The sequence below is a fragment of the Variovorax sp. Sphag1AA genome (assembly GCF_014192575.1).
In the GTDB taxonomy this organism is placed as follows: domain Bacteria; phylum Pseudomonadota; class Gammaproteobacteria; order Burkholderiales; family Burkholderiaceae_C; genus Variovorax.
This window is the reverse complement of sequence record NZ_JACHYC010000003.1, coordinates 479,520-497,206: the sequence shown is the minus strand read 5'-3', so window position 1 is coordinate 497,206 and position 17,687 is coordinate 479,520. Positions and strand designations below refer to the sequence as shown.

General features: G+C 64.4%; 16 protein-coding genes and 2 pseudogenes. 7 read left to right on the top strand and 11 right to left on the bottom strand.

Going from position 1 to position 17,687, the window contains the following annotated elements; translation table 11 throughout:
* Window positions 1-175: 175 nt before the first annotated feature.
* The 5 genes from FHW64_RS14185 to FHW64_RS14165 all read right to left on the bottom strand — a co-directional run bounded on the left by FHW64_RS14185 (window position 176) and on the right by FHW64_RS14165 (window position 8,727).
* On the bottom strand, window positions 176-3,886 hold the full coding sequence (locus FHW64_RS14185; protein WP_184527161.1) for an RHS repeat-associated core domain-containing protein: 3,711 nt from the start codon (window positions 3,884-3,886) through the stop codon (window positions 176-178).
* Window positions 3,887-3,959: 73 nt separating this feature from the next.
* Entirely contained in the window at window positions 3,960-4,595 is a 636-nt protein-coding gene (locus FHW64_RS14180; protein WP_184527159.1) for a 3'-5' exonuclease, read from the bottom strand.
* The gene (locus FHW64_RS14175; RefSeq protein ID WP_184527157.1) at window positions 4,592-6,433 is read right to left on the bottom strand and encodes a putative nucleotidyltransferase substrate binding domain-containing protein; all 1,842 of its coding nucleotides are present in this window, start codon (window positions 6,431-6,433) and stop codon (window positions 4,592-4,594) included. The genes FHW64_RS14180 and FHW64_RS14175 overlap by 4 nt, the downstream gene beginning before the upstream one ends.
* A 28-nt stretch (window positions 6,434-6,461) precedes the next feature.
* Entirely contained in the window at window positions 6,462-7,694 is a 1,233-nt protein-coding gene (locus tag FHW64_RS14170; RefSeq protein ID WP_184527155.1) for an aromatic ring-hydroxylating dioxygenase subunit alpha, read from the bottom strand.
* Between the two features lie 16 nt (window positions 7,695-7,710).
* The gene (locus FHW64_RS14165) at window positions 7,711-8,727 is read right to left on the bottom strand and encodes a tripartite tricarboxylate transporter substrate binding protein (protein WP_184527153.1); all 1,017 of its coding nucleotides are present in this window, start codon (window positions 8,725-8,727) and stop codon (window positions 7,711-7,713) included.
* Window positions 8,728-8,810: 83 nt separating this feature from the next.
* On the opposite strand from FHW64_RS14165, the gene FHW64_RS14160 reads away from it, so the two are divergent.
* Together FHW64_RS14160 and FHW64_RS14155 are read left to right on the top strand one after the other, a co-directional pair.
* Window positions 8,811-9,734 (top strand): LysR family transcriptional regulator, encoded by a 924-nt coding sequence (locus FHW64_RS14160; protein WP_184527150.1) that lies wholly within the window; start codon window positions 8,811-8,813, stop codon window positions 9,732-9,734.
* A 28-nt stretch (window positions 9,735-9,762) separates the two neighbouring features.
* Window positions 9,763-10,200: a DNA-binding transcriptional regulator gene (locus FHW64_RS14155; RefSeq protein ID WP_221210327.1), complete on the top strand. Its 438-nt coding sequence runs from the start codon at window positions 9,763-9,765 to the stop codon at window positions 10,198-10,200.
* A gap of 64 nt (window positions 10,201-10,264) precedes the next feature.
* On the opposite strand, the gene FHW64_RS14150 is transcribed toward FHW64_RS14155, so the two are convergent.
* On the bottom strand, window positions 10,265-10,735 hold the full coding sequence (locus FHW64_RS14150) for a MarR family winged helix-turn-helix transcriptional regulator (RefSeq protein ID WP_184527914.1): 471 nt from the start codon (window positions 10,733-10,735) through the stop codon (window positions 10,265-10,267).
* Window positions 10,736-10,858: 123 nt separating this feature from the next.
* Here FHW64_RS14150 and FHW64_RS14145 point away from each other — a divergent pair, with 123 nt between their 5' ends.
* On the top strand, window positions 10,859-12,757 hold the full coding sequence (locus tag FHW64_RS14145; protein WP_184527146.1) for an FAD-dependent monooxygenase: 1,899 nt from the start codon (window positions 10,859-10,861) through the stop codon (window positions 12,755-12,757).
* A gap of 16 nt (window positions 12,758-12,773) precedes the next feature.
* Here FHW64_RS14145 and FHW64_RS14140 read toward each other — a convergent pair whose 3' ends face one another.
* Window positions 12,774-13,820 carry an alkane 1-monooxygenase gene (locus tag FHW64_RS14140; protein WP_260303818.1) on the bottom strand — a complete coding sequence of 349 codons (1,047 nt, stop codon included), beginning with the start codon at window positions 13,818-13,820 and terminating at the stop codon, window positions 12,774-12,776.
* Window positions 13,821-13,951: 131 nt separating this feature from the next.
* Here FHW64_RS14140 and FHW64_RS14135 point away from each other — a divergent pair, with 131 nt between their 5' ends.
* Complete coding sequence (locus tag FHW64_RS14135; RefSeq protein ID WP_184527144.1) at window positions 13,952-14,200, top strand: hypothetical protein; 249 nt, start codon at window positions 13,952-13,954, stop codon at window positions 14,198-14,200.
* Between the two features lie 44 nt (window positions 14,201-14,244).
* Here the strand turns inward: FHW64_RS14135 and FHW64_RS14130 are convergent.
* A pseudogene (locus FHW64_RS14130) lies at window positions 14,245-14,382 on the bottom strand (glycerate dehydrogenase); the annotation flags it as partial.
* Between the two features lie 5 nt (window positions 14,383-14,387).
* Between FHW64_RS14130 and FHW64_RS14125 the strand changes: the two are divergent.
* Window positions 14,388-14,699: pseudogene (locus FHW64_RS14125) on the top strand (LysR family transcriptional regulator); the annotation flags it as partial.
* A gap of 11 nt (window positions 14,700-14,710) precedes the next feature.
* Here the strand turns inward: FHW64_RS14125 and FHW64_RS14120 are convergent.
* Together FHW64_RS14120 and FHW64_RS14115 are read right to left on the bottom strand one after the other, a co-directional pair.
* Complete coding sequence (locus FHW64_RS14120) at window positions 14,711-14,917, bottom strand: hypothetical protein (protein ID WP_184527142.1); 207 nt, start codon at window positions 14,915-14,917, stop codon at window positions 14,711-14,713.
* An 88-nt stretch (window positions 14,918-15,005) separates the two neighbouring features.
* The gene (locus FHW64_RS14115) at window positions 15,006-15,518 is read right to left on the bottom strand and encodes a hypothetical protein (RefSeq protein WP_184527140.1); all 513 of its coding nucleotides are present in this window, start codon (window positions 15,516-15,518) and stop codon (window positions 15,006-15,008) included.
* A gap of 357 nt (window positions 15,519-15,875) precedes the next feature.
* On the opposite strand from FHW64_RS14115, the gene FHW64_RS14110 reads away from it, so the two are divergent.
* Together FHW64_RS14110 and FHW64_RS14105 are read left to right on the top strand one after the other, a co-directional pair.
* Window positions 15,876-16,271 carry a hypothetical protein gene (locus FHW64_RS14110; protein WP_184527138.1) on the top strand — a complete coding sequence of 132 codons (396 nt, stop codon included), beginning with the start codon at window positions 15,876-15,878 and terminating at the stop codon, window positions 16,269-16,271.
* A 9-nt stretch (window positions 16,272-16,280) separates the two neighbouring features.
* Window positions 16,281-16,853 (top strand): isoprenylcysteine carboxylmethyltransferase family protein, encoded by a 573-nt coding sequence (locus FHW64_RS14105; protein ID WP_184527136.1) that lies wholly within the window; start codon window positions 16,281-16,283, stop codon window positions 16,851-16,853.
* Here FHW64_RS14105 and FHW64_RS14100 read toward each other — a convergent pair.
* Window positions 16,811-17,611 carry a hypothetical protein gene (locus FHW64_RS14100; protein WP_184527134.1) on the bottom strand — a complete coding sequence of 267 codons (801 nt, stop codon included), beginning with the start codon at window positions 17,609-17,611 and terminating at the stop codon, window positions 16,811-16,813. The genes FHW64_RS14105 and FHW64_RS14100 overlap by 43 nt on opposite strands.
* Window positions 17,612-17,687: the final 76 nt, after the last annotated feature.

Genomic DNA, 17,687 nt, shown 5'->3' with positions numbered 1-17,687 from the left:
TTATCGAAGCGAACTAGCAATTTGTTTTTCCCCTCAATCCCCCAAATTTTTCTTCCGTCGCGAAGTACAGTCCCGGCTTCCCCAATTAGAAGCCAGTAGTTCTCTGCCTCCTTCGTCGCAGGTGGGGCCACTACTTCACCCAAAAACGAGACTAGTCTCACTCTTTTATTTGCACTCATTTTGCGCTGTATTTCTTTGAAGGATACGTCGGCGTGTGGGTGCCATCAGGGTGCTGAACATCCCAATGGGGTGCGTGAGTGCCGTTGTGGTCGGTCGGCTCCCACACATCTCCCTTTTTGTCGCGCCATCCTTTGCATTTCACATGTGGCCAATATTTGTAATGTCCGCTTCCTGGACTTGGGACGAAGCCGTCCCCAGGCCCAGGACGCCCCGGTGCGGGAGGCTTGGTGCCTCTTGCGCCGTTGTGAACAACAACCCCTTCCTCCCCCACGAAGAAGGTATGGAGGTTGTCGACCTCGAGATTGAAGACCCGAACGACCTTCGTCTCGACCTGGACGTCCGCGATGGTGACCGTCGCAGGGTCATCATCCCCCTCGCCACTGCCCCTGAGCAAGAGCTTGCCGCCCTTCTTGAGCAGGATGGCATCGCGCCAGCCCTCGCTCGTGCGGAAGGGGTGGCCATCGGTAGCCGTGAGCTTCTCGCCCGTTGCCAGCGTGAGATGCACCAGCCGCTGCTGCTTCTCACTCGTGGCGATCTCGTTGACCTTCTCGTAGCGCGTGGCATTGACCGGTCTTGCGCTGGATGCGCTCGTCTGTAGCCCGATGGGCCGGCTCTGACTGAGCTGCCCATCCACCAGCGCCATCTCGTCCCAGGCCAGCACTTCGTCACCGATGCGGATCTCCGCAATGGCCTTCAGGCTCGGCTTGCCGTTCACATCGCGCACGTGCACCAGGGTCTCACCCGGGAAGCTGTTCATCAGGCCCGCGCCCAAGCCGATCGCAGTGCTGAAGAGCTTGCCGAACTTGCCGCACGGGTCGGGGATGGGCAGCATCGCCCACAGGCAGTCCACCGCGCAGTCCTTGGCCGCGCCCATCAGGTCGAACTCGTTGCACCCGCCCGTGGCGCGGTCCAGCCCTTGCATGGCGAGGCTCTGCAGACCGCACATGGCCATGCAGCGCACGTAGTTGGCCGCCAGGCAGGGGATGATTTCGCCGGTCGGATCGCTGTAGCGCCCCGGAGCGCCGGCCGCGTAGGTGTAGAGGTTGATGCCGCCTTCGAAGCCCAGCGGATCGCGCGCGGTGTAGCGGCCGGTGTCCGGGTCGTAGTAGCGCCGGTCGTTGTAGTGCAGGCCGGTCTCGGCGTCCCAGTACTGGCCGGGCAGGCGCAGGTTGCTCACCACCGCGGTCGCTGGCTCGGACGTGGTCTGCGTGGTGGCCTTGCCGAAGGCGTCGTAGGTAGCGCTCCAGACGACAGCGCCGCTGTGGTCGGTGATGCGCTGCGGGGTGCCCAGGTGATCGTTGTGGTAGTAGACGGTGCGCCAGCTATCACCGACATCGTGCAGTCTCGCGAAGACGGGGGCGACGCTCGATTCGCGCTGCGGGCTCCAGCCGTAAGCGATCTGCACCTGGCCCGCAGCGTCGGTCTCGGCCAGGGTGCCCCATTCGCTTTGCAGGTAGTGGGTGACGCTGTTGCGGATGTCGCTGCCGCCCGGGCCGGCGGCGTTCAGGGGCGCGGAGTCGCCCATCTGCTTGCGGATGCGGCGGTCGAAGGGGTCGTAGGCGTAGCGCGCGATGAGTGCGTTGGCACCGTCGCGGGCTTCGGCCAGGCGGTTGAGCGCGTCCCAGCCGTAGCGGGTGGTGCGGGCAGGCTCGGACTTGCTGGTGTCGGTCTTCTGGATCAGGTTGCCGGCATCGTCGTACTCGTAGGTGACGGTGCCGCTTCCGCCGGCAGAGGGACGCTGGGTGAGTTGACCCGCGTCGTCGTAGACCCACAGGCCGCTGCCGGTCTTGCTGTGGGTCTTGCGATTGCTGTTGGCGTCGAGGGTGAAGGTTTCGCCTCGCCGGCTCAGCAGACTCGCGCCGATGGCGGTGAGGCGGCCGGCGTCGTCGTGCGTGTACTCCAGGCCTACGCCGTCGAAGGTGGCCTTCTTGATCTCGGCCAGCTTGCCGAACTGGTTCTGCAGGTCGAAGACGGTGGCTTGGGTCGGGTTGACCACCTTCAGGCGGGTGAGGCTCTGGTAGCCGTCGTACTCCATGCGCTGTTCGGTGCCGCCGGGGAGGATGACCTTCTTGGGCTGGAACCACTGCCAGTCAGCCACGGAGAGCACACCGGCGCCAGGGATGTCCACGCGCTGGAGTTGGGCCGCGCCGTCGTAGTCGTAGCTGATGGTGGCGCCATCGGGACCGGCATAGGTCTTGATCTGGCCGTTGGCGTGGTAGGTGTAGCTATGGGCGAGTTCAAAGGCGCCGTACTTGACGGTCTCGCCGCTCAGCCGGTCGGCGTCGTCATAGCTTCGGCTTGAACTATAGGTGCCGTCGTCCCAGGCAAGAAGGTTGCCTGCGTCGTCGTAGGTGAAGCTTGTGGTCTTCACCAGCGTGGCGCTGATGTCGTACTCGCGCTGCGTGGTGACGCGGCCGATGGCATCGAAGTCATACGTGACGCTCTGGCCGTTGGCCTGAACGATGCTGGCAAGCCAGCCGTTCTCGTTGTAGGTGTATCGCGTGGTCTTTCCGAGTGGATCGGTGCTGTCTGCAAGCAGATTTCGCCGGTCGTAGGCCATGCGTGTGGCCTTGCCGTTCGGGTCGATGACCTCGATGACGTTGCCGCGCGTGTCGCGAAGCAGCCGCATGGTGTTGCCCAACGGGTCCTTGACCTCGTTGACTTCCCCGAACGGGTTGTAGGCATAGAACTTGGTCTTGCCGTTGGCGTCGGTATAGGTCTTGTTTCGACCTGCGCCGTCCCAGGTGAAGCTCTCGATGCGGGTCTCGGCACCGGCCTGGTCGTTGCGCAGGGTGAGGCGCTCGCGGGTGTTGTAGCGCATGATGCGCTGGAAGGTGGGATAGGACAGACGCGTGGGGCGATTGGCGTTCTTCTCGGAACCATCGGGGTCGGCATAGTCAAGGGCGTAGGTCTGGCCTTTGCTGTCCGTCGCCTTGGTGAGGCGGACCATGGCGTCGTAGTCGAGGCTCATGGCCTTGCCGCTGGCATCGGTGACGCTGGACATGACGCCCAGAACGTTGAAGCTGGTCCTGTAGTCGCCGCCGAGCGGATCGGTGCGCTGGGTTTGGCGATTGCCGGCGTCGTAGGCGAACTGATAGGTCTTGCCGCGTTCGTCGGTGGCACTTGAGAGGTTGCCTTTCTTGTCGTAAACGTAGCTGGTCGCGTGACCGAGCGGGTCTGTTTCGCTCAGGACGTTGCCGTCGGCGTCATAGGCGTAGCGCCACACGCGGCCCTTGGGATCGGTGTATTCGAGGAGGTCGCCCGCTCGGCTGGCCGGATCGACGGGAACAGGTTCGAGGGCGCCGCCCGGGTTGAAGCCGACCACGGCGTCGCCGGGCTGCCAGTCTTCGTCGACCCAGATCCAGCACACGGCAGGGGCACCGCTGAAGCCTGCGGAGGCCACGCTGGGCGAGCCGCCGCCATCGTTCTGCGTCATCACCGGCTTGTAGCTGGCGCTGATGCCGTCCCAGTGGCGGTTGAAGCGCCAGCCCACGCCGTTGAAGGTGCGCTTCCATTCCACCGGGCCGGCGGAGGTCTGAACGCTCAGGTCCGCCACCTCGGTGGTCAGCGTGCCGTTGGGGGGTGTCACTGTCACCGATTGGGCAGTGACGGCCGTGGTCGCCAACGTGATGGCAAGACCCAGTGCTGCTCGCACGTGCACGCGCGCACGGCGCAGCTTCGCCCAGACGGCGAAAGCTCGATTCATTGTTCTACTCCCTGACGCTTCTTGTGTTGTGGCGGCACCTGTGAACCGGTGCCTACCATCGAAGCCGCGCATCTTAAGACATGGATAGTCCGCGCAACTTGAGAAACGCCAGCGCAGCCATCACCGCGTCGTTGAGCGCGTCGTGTGCCGGCCTTTGCGGCAATCCGAGGTCGGACATGATGGTCGCGAACCTCAAGTCCATGTCACCGCCACGCTCGTGCATCGGGCGCTGGCGGTTTCTGTATTCGTAGTAGAGCGCGGAGACTTCGATCTTCGGTTGCGGCAGGCCCATGCCAAGCATCGGGAAGAGGGCGCGGTCGATCATCGCGACATCGAACTCGAGGTAGTAGCCGACCAGCGGACGGCTGCCGATGAACTCGAGCAGCCGGCGCAGGGCCTCATCCATCGCGATGCCCTTCGCCACATCGCGCTCGCGCAGGCCGTGCACGCGCACGCTGTCCGGCGACACCACGCGGCGTTCGGGCTTCACCAGTAGTTCGAGGCGATCGCTGCACAGCACACGGTTGCCGTGAATGCGCACCGCAGCGATGGCGACGATCTCATCGCGGCGCGTATCAAGGCCAGTGGTCTCGCAATCGATCGCCACCCATTCATCGGCCGGCGGCGTATCCCACATGAAGCGGAAACGCGGATCGCCCAGGTGGTACAGCAGCCACTGGCGCTTGATCGCCGCGAACGCGCCGCTCACACCACATCCAGATGAAAGCGCAGCCGCAACACGCGGCGAAAGCGCTTGACGACCTGCAAGGTGTCTTTCAGCAGATCGCGGTCGAGGCTGTTGAGCTTCGAGGGATCGACCCGGCCGCTCACCGGCTTGCCCGCCTCGAGCTCTTCCAGCCCGGCGGCGAGGCGGAGGCTCATGAAGAAATGCAGGCTTTGCAGCACTTCATCGGCCAGCGTGCGTTCGATCAGCCCGCGTGCGACAAGCGCCTGCAGGCGCGCCGCGGTCGATGTGTCCGGCAACTGCGCAGCAATCGCAAGACTGCGCACGCCGTGCACGAGCGGGAAGAGGCCTTGTTTCTTGATGTCCAGGCTGCGCTCCGCGTCGTCGCCAAAGTCGAGGATGCGGTGCCACCAACCGGTGTCGGCCGCAAAGGCATCGACCGCCGAAGCGAAGCGCGCGAGCATGGCTTCGTTGTCGGTGGCGATCGTGAACAGGCGTTCCCGCACGGCGGCGAGCAGCGAAGCATCGCCGCAGACCGGATGCGCATCGAGAAAGATCGCGAGCGACATGAGGTTGTCGCCATCCGGCTGCAGCAGCCAGTCTTGCGCACGACTCGCGAACTCGCGCTCGCTGCCACGCCAGAGTGGGTTCGACAACATGACACCACCCGGGCAGGGCGGATAGCCGAAGTCCACCAGCGCCTGCGTCATGCGCGCGCAGATCGATTCGAGATCGTCGGGCGGCGCGTACCCCTCGCGCAGCAGCAGGCCGTTGTCCTGGTCGGTCTTGAGCAATTGTTCGCCCCGGCCTTCGCTTCCCATGACGATGAGGCAACTGTTGGCGACCAGCTCCGTTGGCGCAACCAGCTGCCATGTGCGTTCGAAGAGCTTGGCATTGAGCGCCTGCACCAGCGTCGCAATCTGCCCGACCCGGGTGCCGCCGCGATGCAGCAGCGCAATGAGCCGCGTGATGTGTTCGCACGCCTGTGCAAGCGCCGGAAGGTCGCGGGCTTCGGCGATCTCGCGGTTGATGAGGTACGAATGGTTCGCGAGGAAGCTGAAGAGGTCCATCGCTTCCAGCACGCCGATCACGCGTTCGCCGACCTCGTCCGCCGTCACGACCACGCGATGCACCTTGTGCCGGACCATGACCGTGAGCGCATCGCCCACCGGATCGCCGGCGCGCACCGAGATGAGCCCGAAGTTGGCGACTTCGCCAACGGGCAAGCGGTCGAGCGGCGTGCCGTGCAGCACCGCGCGCTGCAATGCGGTCACGGTGAAGATGCCGAGGCGCGGCGGGTCGGCCCGCTGGTCGCGCACCAGCACGTTGGTCGCGCGCTCGGACTGGAAGAGACGCACCACCGACAGCACGTCGCAATCCGCATCGACGAAATGCGGCGCGCGGATCGCGATCGCATCGACGCGCGCCATCTCCAGCGATTGCAGCTCGTGCCGTCCGCGCTGGCCTGCGATCGCCGCGAGCTTGTTCGAGAGATCCGAGAAGAGTCGTGCGCCGAAGGGCGCATTGCGCGCGATGAGCCCGTTCACCACCTCGCGCGAGAGCTGGTAGGCCAGCACCTCTTCCGCTGCGACGAAGCGGCCCGCGACCTGCCCGGTCAGCAGGCTGCGGCCGTCGAAGGTGTCATTGGGACCGAAGCCTGCGACCGGCTCCGCCCCGCCCAGCTCGTACTGCCGCACGAAGCCCTTGATGACCACGAAGAGATGCGTGGGCGCGATGCCCGCATCGAGGATTGCCTCGCCTTCGCGAAAGTAGGCGATGTCGACCCCGGCGCGGACAATCTGCTGCTCGTCGGCATCGAGGCAGTCGAAGGGCGACGCCTGGAAGTTGAAGGCGTTGGGCATCCGCGCACGATAGCGCGGGATGCCCGGATCAGGAACTCTTGCCCGGCTCTTCGAGCCAGTTGCCGGCGTCGAACTCGACCGGCGGCGCATCAGGGTCGAAGGACACGCCAGCCGGGTCTTCGCCGCGCTCGATGCGCTCCAGTTGTGCCTTGAGGTAGCGCCGCAGCATCACGATGCCCTTGTCGGAGGTGGCGAGGTGCTCCTCCGAATGCCTTGCGATCGCGCCCTGGCTGACCATCGCCTCGTAGTCGCCGGGCATCTGCTGGTGCTCGGCTTCGGTGAGCTCTTCCCACAACCGACCATTCATGCGCGAGCGCATGCGGGTGAGTTCGCCCTCCGAGCTCACGCGGCCGACCACGTAGATGCGGAAGCTGTGGTCATCGATCGGCAGCACCCAGCCCAGCGATTCGAGCCGGCCGTACTTGCCCACGCGCGGGCTCGGGATCACGCGCAGCGTCGGCATGCCGGCCTGGCTGATGCGGCGGAAGACCTTGCCGTCGGGCAGATGCCGGATCGAGGTGGTGCGCACGCCTAGTTCGACCGCGTCCCAGGTCACTTCGGGCATCGCCGCCATCTGCTCGACGAACTGCGTGCCGCTGAAGGTGGAGTGCAGCACGACCACATGGAAGGGATCGACGAGGTTTTCGTAGTGCTGCAGCCAGTTGCACGGAATGACCTGCGGGCCCCCGCCGCCGATGCTGGCATCGTTAGTTTCGAGGAACTCGCCCTCGTCGAGCCGCTCCAGCGCGTCGTAGCGCGGCAGTACGGGCTTCTTTTCAGGCGGGCCCATGTAGGCCCAGATCAGGCCATAGAGCTCCTGCACCGGATACCAGGGCTGGCGCACCCTGCCGCGCGACTTGCCCATCTCGGCTTCGCAGGGCTGCTCCACGCAATGGCCTTCGACATCGAAGAGCCAGCCGTGATAGCAGCAGCGGATGCCGCGTTCCTCGACCTTGCCGTAGTAGAGCGATGCGCCGCGGTGTGCGCAATTCGGATGCACGAGGCCTGGGCGACCGGTGCCGTCGCGGAAGAGGATCAGGTCTTCGCCCAGCACGCGCACCTGGCGCGGCGTGTCGTTCGCGTCGGCACTAAGGCCGATCGGATGCCAGTAGCGGCGCAGCAGTTCGCCCATCGGCGTGCCCGGGCCGACTTCGGTTAACTGCGGGTTGTGCACGCCCGGCTTGCGTCCGTAGGCGGTACCAGTGTCGACGGTGATCGGGATGACCTTCTTTTCAGCGGTCTCTGCGGTCGAGGGATTCATCGGGGTTCCTTGTCTTTCATTCGGCGGTGACGCCGGCAGCCTTGATCAGCTCGGCCACGCGCGGGAAGTCCGCCTGGTAGCTGGCCCGGAATTGCGCCGGCGTGTTGCCCAGCGGCTCGAAGCCGAAGGCGATGAGGCGGCTCTGCACCTCGGGCATGCGGGTGATCTCGCGCAGCGCCTGGTTCCATTGCTCGATGACGGCTGTGGGCGTCTTGGCCGGCGCATACACGCCGATCCAGCTGTCGAGGTCGAATCCAGCGAAGCCCTGTTCGGCGAAGGTCGGCACGTTCGGCAAGGTCGACACGCGGCGGCTGCCGGCGATGCCCAGCACCTTCATCTTCCCAGCCTGTGACTGAACGCGCGCGGTGGAGGGATTGGCCCAAGCGAAGTCGAGCACGCCGCCGATCATGTCGGTATGCGCGGCAGCCTCGGCCTTGTAGGCGACGTGCGTGAGTTCGATGCCGGCCTGCCGCTTGAGCAATTCGCCCATCAGGTGCGCTTGCGAGCCGTTGCCCCACGTGCCGTAGGTCATTCCGGGATGCGCCTTGGCGTAGGCGACGAACTCCTTGAGGTTGGAGTAGGGCGCGTTGGCAGGCGCTACCAGCATCGGTCCGCCGCTCGCGAGCTGGGTGATGGGCTCGAAGTCCTTGACCGGGTCGTAAGGCAGCTTGGCCTGCAGGATCGCGTTGTTGATGTGCGTGAGCGGCAGCGTGAACAGCACCGTGTGGCCGTCAGGCGGTGCCTTGGCGACCGCGTCGCTGGCGATGATTCCGCTCGCGCCGGGCTTGGGCTCGACGATCACGCTCTGGCCCCAGCGCTGCTGGAGCTTGTCGGCGTAGACGCGCGCGATCACGTCGATCGGGCCGCCGGCGGTACCGAAGGGGACGATGCGCACCACCCTGCTCGGGAAGGTTGTGGAAGGCTGCTGGGCGAATGCGGCGGGCATCGCGCCGGCGAGGGCGAAGGCGCCGAGGCCGCCGAGGCAGGCGCGCCGGCGTGCGCGAAAGTCGCCGTCGTGGGGGCGAGCGGACATGCTTGTCTCCTGGATTCTTGTGGGGTCCGCGTACGATAGAAGTCCGCTCCAAGAGAATCAATTCGAAGATTTGGATAACTGATATGGGCCGCCCTGATATCCGCGGCGTCGATCTCGCGATGCTGCGGACCTTCGATGCCTTGTTGAGGGAGCGCAGCGTGTCGCGCGCGGCCTCGCGCCTCTTTCTGAGCCAGCCGGCGGTAAGCGCATCGCTCAAGCGGCTGCGTGAGACTTTCGACGACCCGCTCTTCACCCGTACCGCGCACGGCGTGGTGCCGACGCCGCGCGCGCTTGCGCTTGCGCCGCGCGTCGAGGCTGTCTTGCAGGAGCTTCAGCAGTTGCTGCATGCGGATCGCGCGTTCGACCCGGCAACATCGGACCGCATCCTGCGTATCGGCGGAAGCGACCACAGCAGCCACACCATGCTGCCGTCGCTTTGCCGCGACTTGCACGCCTGCGGTTCGCGCATCCGGCTGGCGTGGGAGCTGGCCGACTACAGCCGCATGCCGGAGCAACTCCGCAAGGGCGACATCGACATCGGCCTGCTGCCGAAGATGGCGCCAGCTGCTGGTGTCGAGTCGGAACTGCTCTACGAGGACGCCTACATTGCGGTCGTGCGACGTGGACATCCCGCCTTCGCGAAAGGGATGAGCATCGACGCCTTCTGCACCGTGCCGCACGTGGTGCTCGGGCAGAGCCGCTCAGTGCTCGACGACACGATGGACCAGATCCTCGCCCGGCAGGGCCGCACGCGCCATGTTCAGGCCGCAGTCACGACCTTCGGCCAGATGGCAGATCTTCTCGCCAGCACCGATGCGATGGCCGTCTTTCCGAAGCGCGTGGCCGAGCGGTACGCGGCGGAACTCGTTGCGATGCCGCTGCCATTCGAACTGCCTAGCTACAGCCTCTACGTGTGCTGGGACGCGCGATCGAACGCCGACGAGGCGGTCATGTGGCTCAAGGAGGCCCTGGTGCGCATGGGGCGTTCGCAAGGGCTGGCGGAATGAGCAAGAGCACGCCGGACTGCCATGCAGAATGCACCCCGTGACAAACATCGCATCCGTTCTCAAAGCCGAAATCTCTCGCGTTGCTCGCAAGGAAGCGCGGGCTGAACTTGAGAGTTTGAAGAAGGCAAGCACGCAGTACCGAACCGCCATTGCCCAACTGCGACGCGACGTGGCTGACCTGCAGAAGCAGCTCAAACTTGCGGAACGCGAGAAGAAGGCTGCCTCCCGAGCGGGCGCTGCAGCGACGGACGAGACGCCACGGCGGTTCAGTGCCACTCGATTGGCGGCGCATCGCGCAAAACTCGGACTCTCTGCTGCTGCTTACGGAAAACTCGTTGGGATGAGCGGAGCAACCATCTATCTTTGGGAGCAAGGCAAGTCGCGGCCAAACCCTGACCAGTTGAAGCGACTTGCGGCAGCCCGTGCACTTAGCCGTCGCGAGGCACTGGAGCAGGTTGGCGAGTAGCCTGGAATTCTCGCCGGCGCCACTGCCGGCTGTTCACACGCGGGTTCTGGACTGCCCGCGAGCGTCAATCCTGGCTTGGCGCGCGACTCAGGTCGTTGTTGGCCTTCACGATCTCGCGCAGCATTCGCATGAACGTCTGCTGCTCTTTCTTGGGCAGCGGTTCAAGCATGCGCGTCTGGGCGCGTAGCACGGCTGGCTCGACTTGGCCCAGCAAGGCCTGTCCTTCGTCTGTCAGGCTCAAGAGCCGCACCCGCCGGTCGTCCGGCGAGGCGCTGCGCACCATCAGGCCGCGCGTTTCCAGCCGGTCGATCACGCCCGCCATCGTCGAGGTGTCGAGCCCGATGGAGCGTGCGAGCGAGCGTTGGTCGATTCCCGGCGTGCGTCGGATCGCCTGAAGGCTGGCGTACTGCACTGGCGTCACGCCGAAGGGTTCTGTCTCCTGCAGGAACACCGCGACGGCGATCTGTTGCAGACGGCGGATGAAGTGGCCGGGAAGGGCTTCGAGATCGAGGTCCGCTGGATCGGTCGGAGTCATGAGATGGGTCAGGGTTAACCCTTTATTGATAAAGATCAATTCTATCCTTACACTAATCATCAGCACACTGATTATCAGCACTCGATCTAATCCCCTCCATCTCACTTCATTCGGAGCACAGTCATGCAGTTCTATCGCGACGGATACCGCCCTGGCGACCCTGACATCCACCCAGCCTCGCCTCAGGCACTCGCCCGGACGGCGGAGCTTCCTGCCGAAGTCGACGTGTTGATCGTGGGCACCGGCCCGGCCGGCACAGTGCTCGGCGCACAGCTGTCGGTGTTTCCGGGCATCAATACCCGCATCGTCGAGCGTCGGGCAGGACCGCTGCAGGTGGGCCACGCCGACGGCGTCGCGTCGCGAACCGTCGAGACCTTCCAGACCTTCGGGCTCGCAGATGCGCTGATGCGCGAAGCGTTCTGGATCAACGAGGTGCGGTTCTGGGGTCCGTCCGAGCAAGACCGTTCGAAGATCGTGCGAACCGGATGGGTGCCAGACGCCCCTGAGGGCCTGAGCGAGTTCCCGCATGTCATCGTGAACCAGGCGCGCATGCAGGAGTACCTGCTGGACTACATGGCCAAGTCGCCGAGCCGGCTCACCACCAACTACGGCATCGAGTGCGCCGCCATCGAGGTCGGAGAAGGCGAGTACCCCGCGAAGGTCACGCTGCGGCACGTGAGTGGCCCCGACGAGGGCAAAGAGTTCACGGTGCACGCCAAGTATGTCGTCGGCTGCGACGGCGCGCGCAGCAATGTGCGCCGCGCGATCGGGCGGGAACTGCACGGCGATGCCGCCAACCATGCCTGGGGCGTGATGGACGTGCTCGCGAACACCGACTTTCCCGACTGGCGTACCAAGAACGTGATCCAGTCCGCGGGCAAGGGCAGCCTGCTGATGATCCCGCGCGAGGGCGGGACCATGGTGCGTCTGTATGTCGATCTCGGCGAGGTGCCCGCGGGCGATTCGGAGATCCGCAAGACCACGGTAGAGCAGATCACGGCGGTCGCGAACTCGATCCTGCATCCGTACTCGATCGACGTGAAGTCGGTCGCGTGGTCGTCGGTGTACGAAGTGGGCCAGCGCGTGACGGACCGTTTCGATGACGTGCCGATCGGCGACACCACCGGACGCCTGCCGCACGTGTTCATCGCCGGCGACGCCTGCCACACGCACTCGGCAAAGGCTGGTCAGGGCATGAACGTGTCGATCCAGGACACCTTCAACCTCGGCTGGAAGCTCGCCGCGGTGCTCGAAGGCCGCTCGCCCGCGTCGCTGCTGCACAGCTACTCGGCCGAGCGCCAGTCGGTCGCGCAGGATCTGATCAACTTCGACCGGCATTGGTCGGCCTTCATCGCCCAGCCCACGGTCGACCCGGAGCATCCCGAGCGCGGCGGCGTGACTTCCGAGCAGATGAAGGCGGAGTACGGGCGGCAGCTGCGTTACGTCGCCGGCCAGGCGACGAAGTACAAGCCGTCGCTGCTGACCGGGAACGATGCCTACCAGCACCTGGCCACGGGCCTCGAGATCGGCACCCGCTTCCATTCCTCGCCGGTAATCCGGGTCGCCGACGGCAGGCGGATGCATCTCGGCCACGCGCACGTCGCCGACGGGCGCTGGCGCATCTACGCCTTTGGCGACACCGCTCACGGCCTGCGTGACTTCGCGCGCTGGTTCACCGAATCGCCCGCTTCGCCCGCGCTGCGCTTCGCACCCGCAGGCGCGGACCTGGACGCCATCGTCGACGTGCACGGCATCTTCCGAAGCAGCCATCACGACGTCGACATCGGCACGGTGCCCGCGATCCTGCGACCCTGCTCGGGGCCGTTGGGATTGCAGGATTGGGAAAAGGTGTGGGCGATCGACCCGCGCGACGACATCTTCGCCGCGCGTGGGATCGCAAGCGCCGGCGCGATCGTGGTGGTCCGACCCGACCAATACGTCGCGCATGTGCTGCCACTGTCTGCGCGCGATGAACTGAGCGACTTCTTCGCCGGATTCCTCCTCGAGCCCGCGCGGCGTTGAGTCGCGCACGAGCAGCTCACGCCGGCAAGCTCTCGTTCGCTTGCCCCACCTTGGCGTACCTGGCATAGAGCCTTGCACGGCGTTCCGGATCCTGGTCGATGTTGACGCGCGCCAGATCACCGTTCACGTGCGGCAGTGCCAGCAGCCGCGGGTCCATCACGCGGAACCACAGCGCGGGAACATACGAGAGCGGGAACATCCCGAAATAGCCGCTTGGCAATTGAGGAAGATCCTCGAAGTGCCGCAGCGACTGATAGCGGCGCAGTGGGTACGCATGGTGGTCCGAATGCCGCTGCAAGTGGAACAACGCAAGGTTGGTGACCAAGTGGTTGGTGTTCCACGAGTGGTGCGGCTTCGGCGTTTCGTACTTGCCATTCGGCAGTCGCTGGCGCAGCAGGCCGTAGTGCTCGACATAGTTCGCCGACGTGAGCTGCCACCACGCCACCATGTTGTGCACGGCCAGGAAGGGCACCATCACCCATCCGAAAGCGATGATCAGTGAGATCTGCAGCACCGCCGTCACGGCATAGCTCTGGAGCATGGTGTTGTGCACGCTCCAGACCGACCTGCGCTGCTGGGCGAGGCGCTCGGTTTCCAGTGACCATGCGCGGCGGATGCCGCCCGGCAGTTCCCGAAGCGCAAAGCGATAGATGCTCTCGCCCATGCGCGAGCTTGCGTGGTCCTCGGGCGTCGACACCGAGCGATGGTGCCCGCGCCCGTGTTCGACGGTGAAGTGCCCGTAGGCCGGCACCGCCAGGACGAAGCGCGCCAGCCATTGTTCGACCGCGGTGTTCTTGTGTCCCAGTTCGTGCCCTGTGTTGATGCCCAGTCCCGAGTCCGTTCCGGCCACATAGGCGAGCATCAGGACCGCCCACCATGACAGGTTCTGCGTTCCCACCCACCAGGCGCAGCCGATGAGCGCGACGAAGTGAAGCGGCACCGTGAGCCAGGTGAGCCAGCGGTAGTAGCGCTCTTGCTCGAGCTGCGGCACGACGGCCTCGGGTGGATTGTTCTGGTCCTCTCCGATCAGCAGGTCCAGCAGCCCTCCACATTCTTCGCCCAAGCGCTCCTTATGGCAATGCGGCCCGTTGCCAGCGCTGTCGGCGGCACCGGTCAGCCCAATGTAGGCGGTCGCTGATTGCGCCGCTTGTGGCTGAGGGGATATTCGAATGGACCCAACGATCGGAGACCTCCATGAGCCACCTCACTGTCGACCTCTACCAAAGCGCGACCCAACCCGAGAAATTCCTCGCGCTGCCCGCTGGCACCGACCCAACCGAGCTCACCGGGCCGATGGTCTTCGACCGGGACTACGGGGAAGTCGTGCTCTACCGCGAGGGATTCGAGTTCGATCCGGAGCAGACGTACGTCGGGGTCGACGCAGCCAAGATCGCTGCGGACATCCTGACGGTGCGCTGGTCAATGTACGGGCGCGGCCACTGAGACGCTCCAGTCTGCACGCCCCCGTTCAACGTGGAATCACCGCATCAATAGGCGCCGAGGACCACGTTCGTCGGTGTGCCGGCCACGAAGTTTTCGACGTTGTCCATCAATTGATCGGCCAGTGCCTGCTGTGCTTCGTCCGACGCCCATGCCACGTGCGGCGTGAGGATCACGTTGTGGCGCGATCAACGTCAGCGTGGTGCAGTGGTCAGACTGGTTCAAGGCCCACAGCAACCAGCGCGCGCCCGAGCGATTCGCCCTTCGCTTCGACCGCGCGATGATGTCGCTCGACGCAGCGCTGGGCTTGGGCGTGGCGCTGGAGAGCTGCACCATTGCCGGACGGCACATGGCAGAGGGAAAGGTCAAACCGATCCTGAGCCTGGACAAGGCCGTGCGCATCAAGGCGCACTTTGTCGTGTACCCGGCGCGCCACGAGAAGCGCGCACCAGTCGAGGCCTTCTTGTCATGGCTCCACGGCGAGGCAGCGAAGGGTGCGTAGCGTTGAAGGCCTCAGCCCGTGAAGCAGGCGTCCGACGACTTCATCGTGCGAAGCACGTCCTCAGCGCGACCTTCCGCAACCAGTCTTTCCGCGGTCTTGTAGCCCAGCAGAACGATCGGCTCAGTCCGATACCAGCGAATCGCTCGCGCGATGTCGCCTCCACTGGCATCTCGCGCGGCGTTCAGGATCTGGTGGCTGGGTGGAAGGTCAATGATCATGGTTGTGATCTCTCTTGCCGAGTGTGCCTCGGGTCCGCTGCTATCGGACGACTGATTCATCATCAACGCGGATGAGGAACGCTCCAGATCACGATGCATCGGGCGACACCGTTGGCGAAGGAGGAGGCGTCGTTTCAAAGTCGAATCCGCTGAGCCCCAGCCAGATACCTGTAAGTGCCTCGTGCGTAGGTTTGGCCGCGCTGCGCTCCTCGGTGCGTGCGAGGGTACGTTTGAGATACCAGGAATGGGCGAGTTCACCAGGGGCCCGAAAGGGCTCGAATGCACTGGCCGCAAGCCACTGGCACAACGCCGCACTGCTCGGATGCTCAATGACAAGCGCTTCAGCTTCGAGAGCGTGATGCTCGCTGGAGAACCAGTCGGCCAAGGCGTCTATGAAACCTTGGCCCGTGGCGGCCTTGAAGAAGCGAAGGTTGGAGATGCAAACGCTGGGCGAACCTGCGACCGCGGCTTCGAACCAGGAGTACTGAATGCGAGCTTCCAACCCGGAAGAGGTGTACCAGCGAGCGCCGCCGTCGACACCTCGCACCTTCGTTTCAAACTCCCGGAGCCAAAAGAAAAACTGGCTCAACTCATCTTTCATCCACGACCCTGCACCCATGACTCAATCGTAGAAGGATCGTCCAGGATGAACGCGAACGTGAATGCAAACCGAGGACATTTGGCTTCATCTGCTGCGCGGCAACAACAGTCCGAGCCACTGCAGAGTTGAAAAGAATCGGGGCCATAACTTTTTCTGGCCATCGTGCCGACGGCCTGGCTGCAAGAGCTATCTCGTCTGTCTTGGTGTTCGATGCGCGCACCGTCCATATCATCACACTCGGTTTCGCTCTGTCACAGATGCGGTACTTGCATCGAGCACTCGAGCCGGATGAACGTTTTGCGATACGCACGAATGAGCCACCCTTCATGGTCTGACCTCTTTACCGAAGCCTCTCACATGGACTTCAGGCGCTTGCTTGCTCTGTGGCCCAAGACCATCACTGGTCCTCTTATGCCCATCGGCGCTTCGGCATTCGGTGACGTCTTCTTTCAGAGACCGCGCGGCAACGTTGAGAAGCTGGACGTACTGGTCGGTGGTGTTCACCACGCCGCCTCCAGTTACGACGAATTCAAGAGCTTGATGAACTCCAGGTACTGGCGAGATACGAACCTGATGACAGGGGGCGTTCATTTGACGAGAAGCAAAGGCCTTTCCAGGAAGAAGTCCCAGTTCTTGGGCTTTGCAGCGCATCCCTCGATTTCGGGAAAGCTTGATTGGGCTTTGGCAATGCCAATGGATGCAGTCGTGTGGCACGCGGTCTGCGCGAAGACGCTGGACGGGAGTTCGCGTTAGAGCCGAGACATGTCTCTTGTGTACCGACACACGATCCCGGCCTTGTGGTTCACATGGGCGGTGTACTGGTTGGTTGTGTCGCGAGAGGTCAAGGTCACCGTGCGACGGGAATCGGTTCGCTCGCGACTCTTGCACATCGTTCCCCTCGCTGTGGCCCTCGGCCTGCTGTGGGTTCCTACTGCACCCATCCCGTTGCTCGGCATTCGCATCGTTCCTCGTGCTGCGTGGGCCTTCTGGGTCGGCGCATCGTTGACTCTCGCGGGGCTGCTATTCAGCGTCTGGGCGCGAGCCTACCTGGGCAGAAACTGGAGCGCTGTCGTGACTCTCAAGCAAGATCACGAGCTCATCACGACGGGTCCATACAGCCTCGTGCGACATCCTATCTACACCGGCCTGTTGCTGGCATTTGTCGGCTCCGCGATCGCTCGTGGCACCGTCGCGGGCGTGGTTGCAGTGGCACTGGCCAGCTTGGCCCTGTGGCGAAAGCTGCGCATGGAAGAGCGTTGGATGGGTGAGCAGTTCGGTGAGAAGTACGTCGCCTACAGGCGGCGTGTTGCGGCCTTGGTGCCGTTCGTTCTGTGATCGTTCTGCGGGTGCACGACGGCGCGCTCAAGGCGCATCGGCTTGAGCAGCGCACGAGCAATCTCAAGTGCGCTCTCGTGAGCTCGCACGCGGTCGTTGATGACGCTCAGCAACTCATGCTCACCGCAGACCTGGGTCGCGCCTGAGCCGGCTTCGCCGTCGGTCATCTCGCCCGGGAAGGTCAGACTCCAGTAGGGCCAGCTCAGTGGAATCACCTCGATGTTGTAGGCGTCGGCGAGCGCGAAGGCCGGAATGGCCAAGGACTCGAGGAACTTGTGATCGGGCGAAGCGATCGGCGTCAGCTTATCGGGCACGATGGTGATTGCGAAGCGAACCTCCGCGTTCAGGTCGAGCTCGCCGAGCCGCACGAGCTCGGCGAGGTTGGATACCGTGTTCCTCGCACAAGACGATGCGGATCCTCCAAAGAACGCAAAGGCCGAGCCGTTCTCGCAGATCGCGAGGAGGGCCTCCGGCTCGCCGGGCGCCTGCCCGTGTGTCGTCAGCAGCTCGCCCAACGCTCGGTGCCGGCGATGGTCAGCGTACAAGCGGTGCGGCTGATAGCCGAAGCGATAGAGCGCTGCGTGGCAGGCATCCTCGGGAGCAACCTCTTTCCCGACGCCCGCCAGTGGCTTGAGGTCGACAAAGCACCTGCGGAGCGTGCTCACAACGGCAGTGACAGGCTGCCCGGTCAGAGCCGCAAGGGCTGCGGGAATCGGCTGGAGGTCGCCGGCACAGTCGCGAATGATGGGGTGAAGCATCGCCTTCAAATCCTGAACCTCTTTGCAAAGCAAAAGAAGCGGTCTCCGCACGCGGACGCGGCAATTCGAACGTCGA